The organism is Candidatus Methylacidiphilales bacterium (genome assembly GCA_025056655.1).
Lineage (GTDB): Bacteria > Verrucomicrobiota > Verrucomicrobiia > Methylacidiphilales > JANWVL01 > JANWVL01.
Window position 1 is genome coordinate 1 of sequence record JANWVL010000135.1, and the last position, 14,487, is coordinate 14,487.

The window sequence follows — 14,487 nt, forward strand, 5'->3', positions numbered from 1 at the left end:
TCGCCAACCCGTCGGCGCCCCACAATACTGCGACTCCGGCTCTATCTCCTCCTGCAAATTCAATACCAACGGCCGATTCCGCTCACTCTCCACACCCGTCAACGTCGTCCGAAAACACGGCGGCCGCAAATTCGAGGCGACATTAAATTCAATGGTTAACTCATCTGCTCCTGCGGCGTTGCTGGCGCGGACACGCAGGGTGAAACGACCTGCTTCGGTCGGGATGCCGGTAAGCTCGCCGTTGGAGTTCAGCGTGATTCCTGGCACATTTCCACTAACGATACTTAAAGAATCTGGCTGACCACAGGGTGGATTGCCTACAATTCGAGGATCGTTTTGAGCAATGTAGCGGCGGAGGTTTTCATAGAAGTTTTGTCCCTGTGTGGCGTGGAGATACATCTGTCGCCCATTCACTCCGAAGCACGGAGGACGAAGTCGAGGTTCTTCAGGGCTGATTTGGAGAAGGACGCTCATCGTCACACCGCCGGCGCTGTTAGTGATGCTTATGCGGAAGGTGTCCGTGGAAATGATGCCTTGAGTAGGAATAGTCGGTGTGCCGGTGAAGATGCCGTCTTGCGTCAAAGTCGCCCAGCCGGGGAATCGGCTTGGATCGAGGATTTGCCATTGAGTGGGTTGACCGCACTGTGTGCCGTTGCCGAGGTGACGCTTGAGATCTTCGATGATGGGCACGCCGACGCGGCCTTGGATAATTACATATTGGTCAGGTCGCAGAAGACAGGGCGGACGCACGTTGTTGGCAATATTGAAGATTAGAGTGATCTGGTCGTTACCTGCGGTGTTGCTGGCGCGGATGACGACTTGCGAGCCGGCAAGCACTTGTGTAGGCGTGCCGCTGATGACGCCGTTGTCATGAGTGATGCCGTCTGGTAGGCGACCGCTTGTGATTTGCCATTGGGTTGGTTGACCGCCGCAGGGGGCGTTGGTGCTGATGAGGTTGCGAAGGTCGACGGGTGTGATTGCTGTGCCGACAGTGCCGCTTACGGTGTAGGTGGTCTGGGTAAAGCACGGGCGACGTTCGTTGGTGGCTATGGCGATGGTGAGGGTGAAGTTATCCGTCTCGCCTGCGTCGTTGCGAGCTCGAAGGGTGACGGAGCGTGTTTCGATTCGAGTGGGGGTGCCGGAGATGCGGCCTGCAGTGGCATCAAAAGTGAGGCCATCGGGCAATGTGCCGCTTACTATTCGCCAGCTTGTGGGCGGGCTGATGGCTTGGCGTCCGCATTGCTGGGGATTGTCGGATAGATAACGGCTAAGTTCGATGGTGAGAGGCGTGCCGACAATGCCGTTTTCGGTCGCCGACACTTGTCGGATGCAGGGCGGCTGGAGTCCTGCGGCGATGTCGAAATTGACGGTGATGGTGGCGGAGCCTTGGCTATTTCGTGCTTCGACTACTACGGTGTATTGGCCGATGCGTGAGGGGGTGCCTGCGAAGACGCCGTTGGTGTTGATGGTGCCTAGGCCTGGAGGTTGAGTGCCGGAGATTTGTGCCCAGGATGTGGGTTGTCCGCAGGTATCTGTGTTTAGGAAAGTCTTGAGGTCTCCTTGGGTGAAGGGTTGGCCTAAGGTGCCGGTGAGGCGGACGGTCTGCTCGCGGAAGCAGGGGGGGCGGATGTTGGTGATGATGTCGAAGACGACTTCGAGGTCGGCGTGTCCTGCGGCGTTGGATGCGCGGACGATGGCGGTGTTGCGCCCGACGAAGGTGGGGGTGCCGCTGAAGGTGGCTTGCTGGGGATTCCATGTGGCCCAGTTGGGGGGCATGGCTTGCCAGTTGTTGAGGAGTTGCCAGGAGGTTGGCTCGCCGCATCCGTTTTCGAGGTTTAGTTCATCGCGTAGATTTCGAGTGAGGGGCGTGCCTACGACGCCTGAAATGGTGATGCGGTTTTGTTTGAAACATGGAGCTCCGAGGATGCGGAAGTTGACGGTGATTTGGTCAGAACCCGCGTCGTTTTCGGCACGGATAGTAGTGCGCCAGGTGCCTCCACGGCTGGGCGTGCCCGATAGCACGCCGGTGGATTGTAAGGAGATGTTGCCTGCGGGGAGAGAGGAGGGATCGAGGATGAGCCATCGGGTGGGCGCAGAGCAGTTGCCGTTGCCGAGGTGTGTTTTGAGGTCGTAGTTGAGGGCTTGGCCGGCGTTGCGTTCTATGGTGATTTCGCGGTCGCGGAAGCACGGGGGACGAATGGATACGTCAGAGAGGACAACCATTTCGACGCGGAGGTCTTCGTGGCCCGCGGAGTTGGAGGCACGGATGGTAAAGTTCCATTCGCCTCGCTCGCGTGGAGTGCCAGTGAGACGGCCATCGGAAGTGAGGGGATTGATGCCTGGGGGTAATGTTCCTTCGATGAGTGACCATTGGGTAGGTTGGCCGCAGGCGGCGGTGTTGAGGAAGCGTTTTAGGTCCTCGGAGAATGAGCGGTTGACGGTGCCGGAGAGGTTTACTTGATGCGAGGTGAAGCAGGGTTTGGTCGGCTGTGTGGCGGGTGGAGTTTGAGGATTACCATTCGATTGCAAGGGAGCAGCGAGCATGAAGAAACCGTCATATGCCCCTCCGCCGTAGCCAGGCTGGTAGGCTTGACCGTTAACAAGCCCTGCAGTCGAATTTGTCTCACCGGCAATCAGTAGGGAAGTTCCATGTGGAATGGCTGCATGGACTTTTTCCTCGCGATCACCTCCGAAATATCGTAGTCCTGTAAGGTTTTGTCCACTGGCAGTTAGAGCGCCGTAGATGATGTCGGATGGGCCACTGGGATTGTTTCCGGCAATGGTCGAGAGACCGGCTGAGGAAGAGGTGCCAGCGAAGTGAAGGAGGCCATTGAGAATTCCTAAGCCTCTAATTTCGTCATGTCCTGGGCCTCCGATGAAGGTGAACCATCGTGGGGCACCTTCATGGAGGGTGATTGCTCCGATAAATCCATCTCCGGTGCCTCCTCCATAAGATGCCCTGAATGTGGGAGTGAAACCTTGTGGGATGGAGGTGTCGTGCGTTACGCCTGCAAAGTATACATTACCGCTTCTGTCAGGCAAAACGCTGAGGACCTCATTTTTTAAGCCGCTGCCGTTGTTTTGGTCAATGTATTGAACCCAATGGCGGCGGGTAAGTTCTGAATTGAATGCTGCGATATAGCCTAACCATTTCGTCGCACCGGCTGGCAGTTGCCCGGTCATATCGACTTTCGTTTGGCCGCCGATATAGATGCGGTTGTCAAGGACGCGCAAACTTCTTACTGAGGTTAAGGCTGAGTCGTATTGGGGTTGATTAAAATGATAAGTGCCGCCGACAGTATTTCCATTGGTATTCAAGTTGAGAATGTAAGCAGCTGAACCGTTGCCGCTAAAGGAACTTTGATGCCCGTTGATGCCCCGGATTCCTCCGCCGGTAGTGCCCGCTACAAAGATGGTGTCAAATCCGTTTACATCTGGTGCTGCTAGGGCTTCTACTGAATCATCATAAGGACCTCCGATTCGGACGGGGTATGACCAGAGTGGTGCTCCGTTTGAGAGATTGAGCCGCATGACGAATCCTTCCGTGTCTGATCCATGCTGGGGGAGGCTACTGGTGCCGAAGATTCTTTTTGATCGTGTGCTGCCTCCGATGTAAACGCTGTTGCCTCGGATGAGAACTGCTCGGACTGGATCGTCGGTAAAATCAAGGCCATTGACGTAGGTGGCCCAGAGTCTTTGACCGCTGCTGTTGAATAAGGCGACGAATCCATCATAGCCCCAATTGTGATTTGGATTCCACGTGCCTCCTGTGGAGATGAGGTTGACAGAGGAGGTGGTTCCTGCAACAGCAATGAACGAACCGTCGCTGTGGATTGCCAGAATTCTATCGTCTCCTTCGCCTCCGTAGTAGCTTGGGCTCAACTGTGCTTGCGCGAAGTGAGGATGTAAAGCGAGGAATGCGTGGCAAAAGGCAGCAAGAACAATGCTTCGGTGGGTGTTTTTGGACGTGTTGGGTGTGTGCATAGTCGTCGTTTTTTTTGCGACAGTTTACATGAATTTCTGTCTCCGTCAAGAAAAAAATTTATGATTTTTTAAATTTTTTAGCTGAGTTCAGTTATAGTTATTACATGTTTTTATTAATATCATGCTTGCTTTGTGATTCTTTTGTATGCATATCCGAGGATTGTGGTGACAGCTCCTGCAAGCACCCATGCTATGAGGATATCCGAGGGGTAGTGGGATCCGACGTAAATCCTTGAATAAGAAACAAAAAGGGCAATTAGAAAGAAGAAAGGCGCTAAGTGGGGGTAGAATTGGGCGCTTAACATAGCTAATGCGGCGTTGTTGGCGGCATGGCCGGAGATGAAGCTGCGACCCTTAGGTGGTGGAGGTTTGAGATGTTGATCGGATGGGGAGAAATCTATGCGAATGTAATGAGGGAGCGGGAGGGGAAGAGCGATAGATTTTTTTTGGGTGAGGTGGATACGCGGGAGGTCAATCGTGATCTTTCGAACATGGGGAAGAGTCTCATGAGGTCGCGGTCGGTTGACGAGGGGTTTGAGTGTCCAGATGATCCCTCTATCGAGGGTGAGGATGGTGAGGATGAGGAGGGCCAGAAAATGACGTTCTTTTTTTTTCCCTTTGATTATCAAAAAGATAATAGCGATCAATATGAATGGGTAAAAAAGCTCTGCGTTGGAGAGGGTGACCATGAACCAATCTAGGATGGGATGATGAGTGTGGTTGATGGCGTAGAATAGGGTTTCGTCGGCTTGGATGAGCATGGGGATGCAGGGCTGTGGAGGTTAAAAGTTCGATTCATCAGGAGGCTGGTCGTTTTTTTGTTGGTTGCGGAGTTGGTGGCGGATGGGATCGACAAAGCGTGTATATTGGGATTCGAAGATGAGGTGGATTCTGGCCGTGGGACCATTGCGTTGTTTGGCGATGTTGAGGATGTAGGGGTAGTTGGTAGTGGTGCTGTGTGGGTCGTTTTCGGTCTCTTCGTTTTTATCGCGATGAAGGAGCATGACGATATCAGCATCTTGCTCGATTGCACCGGACTCGCGGAGGTTGTGTAATGCGGGTTCACGGTTGGCTTCTTCGCTGCGGCGGTTGAGTTGGGCAAGGACGATAATGGGGATATCGAGTTCTTTTGCGAGGGCTTTGATGCCACGGGAAACTTCAGAAATTTCGACGGTGCGGTTTTCGCGGGCTTGGGGCGACTCGGAGTAGAGGAGCTGGAGGTAGTCTATGATGAGTAGTTCTATTTTGAATTGTTCTTTCATGCGGCGGGCTTTGCCGCGGAGTTGGTTGATGGTGAGGCGAGGGGAGTCGTCGAGGTAGAGGGGCCATTGTTTGATCTCGTCGGCAGTTTTTTGGAGAGCGACTAGGTCTTGCGGTGAGAGGTTGCCTTCGCGGATGCGGCGGAGGGGAACACCCGAAGTGGCTGAGAGGATGCGGAGCATCAGCTGGGAGTTGGTCATTTCGAGGGAGAAGATGCCTACGGGGTGACCAGGAGGGCCGAGGTAGGAGTCGGTCTTTTCGTCGTATTTTTTGCGAGCGGCGAAGGTGGCGAAATTGAGTGCTAGAGCAGTTTTTCCGACGCCGGGGCGGGCTGCGAGAACGATCATGTCGGAGTTTTGCCAGCCTGTGGTGTAAGTGTCGAGTTCTCCGAATGGCGTGGGGATTCCGCGGAGGCGGCCTTTGTATTTTTGGAAGTTTTCGATTAATGAAAGGGCGCGATCGACTTCGACGGGGGCAGGGGAGGTGGTTTGAGTGAGGTTTTGGTTGGTAATTTGAAAGATTTGAGATTCGGCTTGATCGAGGATAGTATCAACATCGTGAGGGGAGTCGGCGATTTGATTGGTGATGTGGATGCAGGCTTCTTGGAGTCGCCGAAGGATCGAGCGGTCGCGGACGGTTTTGATGTAAGAGGCTAAGTTTAGTCTTGAAACGAAGAGTGCGGTAAGCTCAGCGAGGATGCCTGGTGATCCGACGGTGTCAGCGAGGCGATGGTCGAGGAGATATTGGTGGAGGGTGAGAATTTCGATTGGTTGCCCTGCTGCATACATGGCCATAATTGCGTCGAAGAGAATTTGATGTTGTGGGGCGAAGAAGTCGGAACGCACGAGTGTTTCAGCGACTTCATGAATGGCATCGGGGTGAACGATCATGGCGCCGATGACGGCTTTTTCGGCATCTAGAGCATAGAGGGGCTTGATTTCTAGGGCAGAAGGGTTGTGGGCGCTTTGCGCGTTTATTTTTTTGCGTGGCGAGAGAGGGGAGGCTGTTTTTGTTGCCATTTTATGTTATGTTTTTGACAATTGAATGGGCTGCGCGTAAGATTTCAAGTGTGAAGTTTTGCCCAAGATATTTACAAGATATTTGCAAGAGGATGCGAACAAGATGTTCCACGTGGAACATTTGAGATGAAGGCAGTGCTTTGAGTTATGTTTGTTTACCCTAAGGTATTTGATGTGGTGGTAATTGGTGCGGGGCATGCGGGAACGGAGGCGGCTTTAGCGGCAGCGCGTATGGGGTGCGAAGTGCTGCTTTTGACGATGAACTTGGACACAATCGGGCAGATGTCGTGTAATCCAGCCATTGGTGGATTGGCTAAAGGGCACTTGGTCAGAGAGATCGATGCATTGGGGGGAGAGATGGGGATAAATACCGATGCTACGGGGGTGCAGTTTAGGATGTTAAATGCTACTAAGGGGCCCAGTGTGCACGGGCCAAGGGCGCAATGCGACAAGAAGGCGTATCAGTTTCGCCTAAAGGCGGTATGTGAGCGACAAGAACGCCTAGAGGTGAAACAAGGTGAGATTGCGCGGCTCTTGGTGGCTGATGGTGTGGTCGAGGGTGTGGAGACGAAGATGGGGGTTCGCTACCTGGCTCGATCGGTCGTGGTGACTACGGGGACATTTCTGAGGGCGGTCTTGCATGTCGGTCTAGAGCAGTCTCAAGGTGGGCGGATGGGGGAGGGGGCGAGTGGTTTTTCTGGGCATTTGGCGGAACTGGGGTTTGAGATACGCCGGTTGAAGACGGGAACTCCACCGAGGTTGAATGGACGGAGTATTGATTTTAGCAAATTGACGAGACAGCCGGGGGATGAGCCACCGCCGGGGTTTACTTATTGTCCTGAGCTATTGGAGCGTGGGAAGGATGACATTTTTTGTTTGAACCACTACGAAGGTGACCGGCTTGTGGTGGATCAGTTGTGCTGTTGGATTACCTACACGACTCGTGAGACGCACGAGATTATCCGCGCAAACTTGGATAAGTCGCCGATGTATTGTGGAATAATCGAAGGGATTGGGCCTCGATATTGCCCTTCGATTGAGGATAAGGTGGTGCGTTTTGCAGAAAAGGAGCGGCATCAGGTTTTCCTCGAGCCGGAGGGACGGCACACGGGGGAATATTATGTGAATGGATGCTCTACAAGTTTGCCCATAGAGGTGCAGTATGCTTTTATTCGTTCCATACCAGGGCTAGAAAAAGCGGAGATTATGCGCCCTGCCTATGCTGTGGAGTATGATTTTGCGCCACCGACGCAGCTCAAGCCTTCGTTGGAGACGAAATTGGTGGCAGGGCTTTTTTTTGCTGGCCAGATTAACGGGACGTCTGGATATGAGGAGGCGGCGGCTCAGGGGATCATGGCTGGCATAAATGCTGTTCAGTATGTGAGAGGGTCCGAGGCTGTCATTCTGGGGCGTGACGAGGCCTATATAGGGGTGTTGATTGATGATTTGGTGACGAAGGGAACAAACGAGCCGTATCGGATGTTTACCTCGCGTGCAGAGCATCGGCTACTCTTGCGGCAGGATAATGCGGATTTGCGTTTGACTCGCCTCGGGCATCGCCTCGGGTTGGCTACAAATGCGCGAATGGAGGCATTAAAGAGAAAGGAAGAAGCATTGTCGATCTGGAAGGAACGACTGAAAAAGTGTTACGTCGATGGCGTCTCAGCATATCAACTGATTAAGCGGCCGGAGTTCACTTGGTCTATGCTTCCTACTGAGTTTCAAGAGGTGCCTGAACTTTTGCGATCGCATTTAATGAACGACATCAAATATGAAGGGTATATTGCGAAGGAACGCATCGTTATCGAACGGCAGAAGCGCTTGATGGAAACGCCTATCCCGGATTGGGTGAATTACGACACGATCGTCGGGTTGAAAAACGAGGCGCGGATTAAATTAAAAAATATCAAGCCAAGGACCTTTGCCCAGGCTTCTCGTATTTCTGGCATCAACCCCACTGATATAAACTTAATTATGTCTGCCGTCTATAGGGAGAAGGCGTATGCAAGACGGGGTTGAATCGCAGCGCCAATATCAACCTCAATTTAATACGTTGCGCTTTATTGCGGTATTTTTAGTCCTTGTGGATCATATTTGCTACAGGATACCAAATTTTCCGCTGCCGGATTTTTTTCAACTCGGCGCTACAGGGGTAAGATTTTTTTTGGTTTTGAGTGGTTATTTTATAACTTTATCGCTCTTGAAAATTCGCCGTAAAATCGACTCGGGAGAGATGGGGCTTGGTGCAGGCTTTCGTTTGTTTTATGGACGACGCGCAGTGCGGATTTTCCCAGCTTTCTTTTGTCTATTCGGTCTAGGAATAATTTTAGGGTTTGAGAGTTTTACCAAATACTGGGTGTGGATTTTGACGTTTACGGTTAATTTCCTGATCGCCACTCAGGACTACTGGCCCGGACAGATTTCACACCTCTGGTCTATCTGTGTTCAGGAGCAGTTTTATTTGATTTGGCCTTTGCTCATTTTTCTTTTTCGCGGACGGCTACTTTTAGCTTTGACGTTGGGCTTCATCTTAGGGGCTATAGTTTACCGTGCCACGATGATCATAATAGAGGCCCCGCTGGCATGGCGCTGGGTGTTTCCGCTCAACTGCTTTGATTCTCTTGGTTGCGGAGCGTTAGTTGCGTTATATAAAGTCCCTTTGACGCAATGGATCAAGGCTTGGAGCAGATGGAAAAATTGCGTCGCTTTCCTTCTGTGTCTTGCAGCCTTGACTGCAGCCGCCTTTTTGCGAAAAGGCGATCAATATAGTTTGTGGATTATATGGGTGGAACCACTAGAGTCCATAGCCTTGTCGCTACTGGTAATAAAGACTGCTGCAGGTTTTACAGGGGTCGTTGGAATCGCACTCGGAAGCAGCTTCCTTAACTACTTGGGATCAATAAGTTACGGAACATATATCTACCATTTTATGGTCATCAACGCATGTGACCGCTGGATGCCGTTGTCTTTACGGTGGCTTATCGAATGGCCGTGGGCCCGTCTGATCACATGTGTGTTGCTATCGATCACAGTAGCAATCGTATCTTGGCGATTTCTTGAGCAACCAATATATCGCTTCTTTTTTAAGGAGTAGGCGGTCGGATTTAATAGATAAAATTGTTACTAAAGCCCTTCACCAAGCTTTGACGGAACGTTGGATTGGCTCGTTGTTTTGGTAACGTTGGGGGGCTCATGCTTTGCAGACTTCGCTTGCATGGAGTCGTAACTTTCTATCTTCTTGGCCTCCTTCCGTTTCAAGGCGCTAAAAATAATCGCCTGCTCCCCATATTTGATCCACGGCCCTGGTGGAACTTCATGCGCCTCTACAAACCGCCAGTCCGTCAAATCACGCCCAGTAAGGCCAAGATAATCCCTAACCGCGGGCGAAACGTCCAGCCCCACACCGTTTTTTGCTTTAGGACGTGCTGTGCCAAAAACATACTCCGCATCGTTGGTAACGAACGGACCCACATCCTCCCACTGTGCAAAGCAGCTTTCCCCTTTCTTGTTCCGAATTTCAACCCACCGACCTTTGCATTGGCTCACCCAACGTCCTAATCCTTCCTGCCACCACGGCACCCACTTACGCGCAAGCTCAGGGTAAGCCACATCATTAAAAGGAAGAGCAACGTAAAACGGATTCAGCGTCGCCGCAAATTCCCGAGGAACAAACCCAGCGCGGTTCTGCGGATCATCTTTTCCCCCATAATTCCACTGCCATTGGCGATCCCATGCACTCATATAATTTGTAGCGCTGGTGGGAATCACCCTCCCTTGGCCGATCCAAAACACCGTCGTGAGAATATTCTTTTTCCATCCCCTGTTGCGAACTGTGTCGCTACCATTCTCAAGCGCAGTTAAAGTTTCTGTATGAACACTATTCCACCTAACCTCTGATTCATCCGTCTGGGCGTAACTTCTCTTTTCCTCTATACCTGTCTCACTATGTGCTACATCTTGCTTTTTGGAAGGTTCTCGACTTTCAACTTGGCCCTGAGGCTGTCCATCCACTGATGACGGATTTGCCGTAACTTGCGGATTATCCTTATCCCCTTTGTCTGTGTTTGTCTTACAAACTGCAAATGAATTACTATCGCTTTTGCCTTCAGACTTCTTATGCGGAGCATGCAGCCCTGTCACACGTCCCGTGACATGCAATGCTCGCTCTCGACGCTGTCGGAAAGGCTCGCGTGAACGAATTACTATCGTCGTTTGAGGCACATACTCAGGCACAGAGCCTGTGGTAGACTCAATTCGCATTGGCCGCTGATTAAGAAGTAAACCTTTACTCCCTTTTGAAGAGTAACGCTGGTGCGCCTCACTTTTCCCTAATCCCAGGCATAAAGCAAGAGCCAAACACGCCACCCACAATGGAAAACCGCCGCTGTCTAATGGCAACTTTAACACAAATGCAATATAAACCGCCCAAATGCATTGTCAATACAAAGCATAATCGTGTTCGTAACTATCACTCCACAAACCAATCCAGTTGTAAATCACATTCATCACCACCTCCCCAGCCCACCTCTTATAGTCACTACCCTCCGCCAGAATCCCTTAAAATTAATTACGTCTACCCCCCCTCTTCATATATTCCTCTGCCTTTATTGCCTCTCTCTAACCGCTCACAACTCGCCACCCCTTCCCCCTCAATCAACCCCCGTGCTTTTTTCCTTGCATTTAAACTCCCCAGCAGGCACTATCCCCTCCCCTGCCTAATACTGCCTATGCCACGCATCGAAGTAAAACAACTCATCGAAGCCGGCGTTCACTTTGGTCATCGCACCCAACGCTGGAACCCCAAGATGAAGCCCTTCATCTACCAAGCCTACCAAGGCATCCACATCATCAACCCCGAAATCACCGCACGCCAGCTCGACGATGCCTGCAATTTCCTCAGAAAACTTAGCGCACAAGGCGAAAAAACCCTCTTCATCGGCACCAAAAAACAAGCCCAGTCCGTCATCGAAGAAGTCGCTCTCGCCTCCCAGTCCCCTTACGTCAACCAGCGCTGGCTAGGCGGCACCCTCACCAACATCATCACCATCCGTCGCTCCGTCGCCAGAATGAACCAACTCGATCAACTCGAAAAATCAGGCATCCTCGCCCAAAAGAAAAAGAAAGAAGTCGCTGCCATCAAACGCGAAACCACACGCCTCCACCGTTACCTCGATGGCATCAAAGACATGGAGCACCTCCCCGGCGCTGTCGTCATCGTCGATGTCGTCAAAGAAGCCATAGCCGTCTCCGAAGCCCGCCGCCTCTCCATCCCCATCGTCGGCATCGTAGATACCAACGCCGACCCCGATATCATCGACTACCCCATCGCCGGCAACGACGACGCCATCCGCTCCATCCGCGCCATCCTCCAATCCCTCGCTGATGCCATCATCGAAGGAAAACAACAACGCGGTGAACACATCCCCCTCCGCAACCAAACCGGCACAGACGATGCCTCCATCTCCCTCACAGCCGTATCCGCTTAAAAACACCGCCATCAACAACCCCCCACACTCCCCCTCCAACCCTAAAACCTTCAACACCAGTCCCAACACCATGAGCACACCCATCTCAGCCGAACTTGTCCGCCAACTCCGCGAACGCACCAACGCCGGCATGATGGACTGCAAAAAAGCCCTCGAAGCCACCTCCGGCGATCTACAAGCCGCCGAGACGTGGCTCAGAAAACAAGGCGCCGTCACCGCCCAAAAAAAAGCCACCCGCGCCACAAAAGAAGGCCTAATCGCCTCCTACATCCACGCCGGCGGAAAAGTCGGCGTCCTCATCGAAGTCAACTGCGAAACCGATTTCGTCGCCCGCAACGAAACCTTCAAAGAATTCGTCAAAGACGTCACCCTCCAAATCGCAGCCGCCTCCCCCCTCTACATCTCACGCGAAGAAGTCGACCCCGCCCTCATAGCCAAAGAAAAAGAAATCGCTGCCGAACAATTCAAAGACAAACCTCCCACAGCAATCGAAAAAATCCTCGCAGGAAAAATCGAAAAACTCTACTCCACCATCTGCCTCCTCGAACAACCCTTCATCAAAGACCCCACCATCACCGTCAAAGACCTCCTCACCCGCAAAATCGCAGAAATCGGAGAAAACATCGTCATAAAACGCTTTACTCGCTACCAACTCGGTGAATAATTACCACATGCACAGCACCCGCGCTGCTATCTCAAAGCTCCTCTGCTCCTCATCCCTAACGTCGTCCTCCACCCTACTCGTTACCCTACTTCTCACCCTTATTTCCTTCACCCTCCTTTGCGGCTGCGCTTCCACTGCGTCAAAAAAACAAGAATTCTCCAGCACACCCAACCCAGACGACGAAATCACCGCTGCAAACTACCGCACGCGCCCCTCCCCCTCCACGCCCGCTGCTGACCCCTACGCTGGCACCCCCTACGAAGGCACGGCTTCCCTCGATCCCGCACCCACCACAAACACAGAAAACGGCACACTCCCCACCGACCCCGGCATCACCTACACCCCAGACGCCCCCACCTATGCTGAAGACTACACATCAGGAAAATACCACACCGTCGTCCCTGGCGACACCCTCTGGAAAATCGCACGCGAATACAACACCACCGTCCGCACCCTCCGAGCCCTAAACGGTTTCACCGAAAAAAACACCATCATCCGCCCAGGCGACAAAATCCGCCTACCCTAGCCCCATATACCCATTGCATCCCCCATCACCTCACCCCATAGAAAACCTCATCCCATACACCTTCCGCAACCCCCAACTCCTCACCCTCGCACTCACCCACCCCTCAGCCTCCCCCACCCACACCTCCCACAACCAACGCCTCGAATACCTCGGCGACGCCATCCTCCAATTCATCGTCAGCGCATGGCTCTATGAGACCCTCCCCCACGCCCCAGAAGGCCGCCTCACCTCCCTCCGCGCCGCCCTCGTCAACCGCCACCAACTCGCCTCCTGGGCTCGCACCCTCAACCTCCAACACCACCTCATCACCGACAAAAAAAACTCCACCATCGCCACCCAGACCACCGTCCTCGCTGCAGCCTGCGAAGCCCTCATCGGCGCCCTCTACCTAGACGGCGGCATCCCCATCGCCGAAACCTTCATCCGCCACCACCTACAAAACATAAACCTCGAACCCCTCCTCACCCACCACAACCCCAAAGGCCTCCTCCAAGAATACCTCCAAAAACAAAAATCCCCTCCCCCCACCTATCATCTCATCCAGACCGACGGCCCTCCTCACCGTCGCACCTACACCGTAGAAGTCCGCTACCTAGGACACACCGCCCAAGCCACTGCCACCAGCAAAAAAGCCGCAGAGACAGCCGCCGCACGCACCGCCCTAAAAACCCTCGGCCTCCTCTCCGACTGACGCCCCCCATCACTCCCCCGCCGAGCTGTCTCTGCCTCCACGCAACACCTCCGCAAGCCTCTCCCCACGCCGTTGCCAAGTATGACGAGCCGCCCAAGCCTTTATCTCTGCCCCCCCGCGGTGTTCACGTCCCAGAGCAGCACGCCACCCTTCGACCTTATTATCAAAAACTCGAAACAGCCAGCCTTCTATCTCCAAAGATTCAAGCGCCGGAAGCGCACTCGCCACCACAGGAATCCCACAACGCGCATAATCAAAAAGTTTCATCGGACACGAATAATACCCACTCGGCGTATCCAATCGCGTCGGAATAATGCCCACCGACACCCCCTTGAAATAACGCAACAACTCCCGCGCCCCCTGATACGGCTGCCACTCGATCCACCCATGCCGCTCAGGATAAGGAAGTCGGGTCAACAACTGCGCTTTCTCCTTCTCCGTCCCACCCACCAGCCGCACCCGCTTCCCCAACGCAAGCGCCGCAGCCAGCGCCACATCTAACCCTTTCCATACCTCAAGCCCCCCAGCATAAAGAATAGGCCCTTCCGGATGCCAGTATTCTTCATGTTCTGGAGGTTGCCCAGCATTCGGCACTACCGTGAAAACCAAATCACCACCAAATCGTTTTCTCAATCCCTCAGCCAAAGCATGACTCGTAGCAATTCGAATCCGCGCGCCTCGCACCGCCAATCTTTCACTCTCCACAAGCCCAGGAGCCGTCTCAGAAAAGATTTCATGCGCCTCCCAGACGTATGGAATACGCTTTTGTCGAAACCACGCCGCAGCCTTCAGATGGATCGCAAAACCCAAATCAAAATGTCGTTCTTTTCCTCGCCACCACCGCTCAAGCTGCCAGC

The 14,487-nt window shown here is 53.0% G+C and carries 12 protein-coding genes; 7 read left to right on the top strand and 5 right to left on the bottom strand.

Annotated elements, in window-relative coordinates; all coding sequences use genetic code 11:
- The 3 genes from NZM04_08650 to dnaB form a co-directional block, all read right to left on the bottom strand.
- Nucleotides 1-3,984, bottom strand: a 3,984-nt coding sequence (locus NZM04_08650) for an Ig domain-containing protein (GenBank protein ID MCS7064090.1), incomplete at its 3' end; no start/stop codon positions are given.
- Between the two features lie 119 nt (nt 3,985-4,103).
- Entirely contained in the window at nt 4,104-4,745 is a 642-nt protein-coding gene (locus NZM04_08655) for a phosphatase PAP2 family protein (protein ID MCS7064091.1), read from the bottom strand.
- Nucleotides 4,746-4,766: 21 nt separating this feature from the next.
- Nucleotides 4,767-6,263: a replicative DNA helicase gene (dnaB, locus tag NZM04_08660; protein MCS7064092.1), complete on the bottom strand. Its 1,497-nt coding sequence runs from the start codon at nt 6,261-6,263 to the stop codon at nt 4,767-4,769.
- Nucleotides 6,264-6,410: 147 nt separating this feature from the next.
- Between dnaB and mnmG the strand changes: the two genes are divergently transcribed.
- On the top strand, nt 6,411-8,282 hold the full coding sequence (gene mnmG / locus NZM04_08665; protein MCS7064093.1) for a tRNA uridine-5-carboxymethylaminomethyl(34) synthesis enzyme MnmG: 1,872 nt from the start codon (nt 6,411-6,413) through the stop codon (nt 8,280-8,282).
- Nucleotides 8,266-9,357 carry an acyltransferase gene (locus tag NZM04_08670; GenBank protein MCS7064094.1) on the top strand — a complete coding sequence of 364 codons (1,092 nt, stop codon included), beginning with the start codon at nt 8,266-8,268 and terminating at the stop codon, nt 9,355-9,357. The genes mnmG and NZM04_08670 overlap by 17 nt, the downstream gene beginning before the upstream one ends.
- 29 nt (nt 9,358-9,386) lie before the next feature.
- Here the strand turns inward: NZM04_08670 and NZM04_08675 are convergent, their stop codons facing one another.
- On the bottom strand, nt 9,387-10,523 hold the full coding sequence (locus tag NZM04_08675; protein MCS7064095.1) for a hypothetical protein: 1,137 nt from the start codon (nt 10,521-10,523) through the stop codon (nt 9,387-9,389).
- 195 nt (nt 10,524-10,718) lie between these two features.
- Here NZM04_08675 and NZM04_08680 point away from each other — a divergent pair, with 195 nt between their 5' ends.
- The 5 genes from NZM04_08680 to rnc are packed head-to-tail and all read left to right on the top strand — an operon-like array spanning nt 10,719 to nt 13,630.
- Nucleotides 10,719-10,982, top strand: a complete 264-nt coding sequence (locus NZM04_08680) for a hypothetical protein (protein MCS7064096.1) — start codon at nt 10,719-10,721, stop codon at nt 10,980-10,982.
- An 8-nt stretch (nt 10,983-10,990) separates the two neighbouring features.
- Entirely contained in the window at nt 10,991-11,749 is a 759-nt protein-coding gene (gene rpsB, locus NZM04_08685) for a 30S ribosomal protein S2 (protein MCS7064097.1), read from the top strand.
- Nucleotides 11,646-12,413, top strand: a complete 768-nt coding sequence (tsf, locus tag NZM04_08690; GenBank protein MCS7064098.1) for a translation elongation factor Ts — start codon at nt 11,646-11,648, stop codon at nt 12,411-12,413. Before rpsB ends, tsf begins: the two co-directional genes overlap by 104 nt.
- Before the next feature lie 7 nt (nt 12,414-12,420).
- The gene (locus NZM04_08695) at nt 12,421-12,939 is read left to right on the top strand and encodes a LysM peptidoglycan-binding domain-containing protein (GenBank protein MCS7064099.1); all 519 of its coding nucleotides are present in this window, start codon (nt 12,421-12,423) and stop codon (nt 12,937-12,939) included.
- 13 nt (nt 12,940-12,952) lie between these two features.
- Nucleotides 12,953-13,630: a ribonuclease III gene (rnc, locus tag NZM04_08700; protein MCS7064100.1), complete on the top strand. Its 678-nt coding sequence runs from the start codon at nt 12,953-12,955 to the stop codon at nt 13,628-13,630.
- A 9-nt stretch (nt 13,631-13,639) separates the two neighbouring features.
- On the opposite strand, the gene NZM04_08705 is transcribed toward rnc, so the two are convergent.
- Nucleotides 13,640-14,487, bottom strand: an 848-nt coding sequence (locus NZM04_08705; protein ID MCS7064101.1) for a glycosyltransferase family 4 protein, incomplete at its 5' end; no start/stop codon positions are given.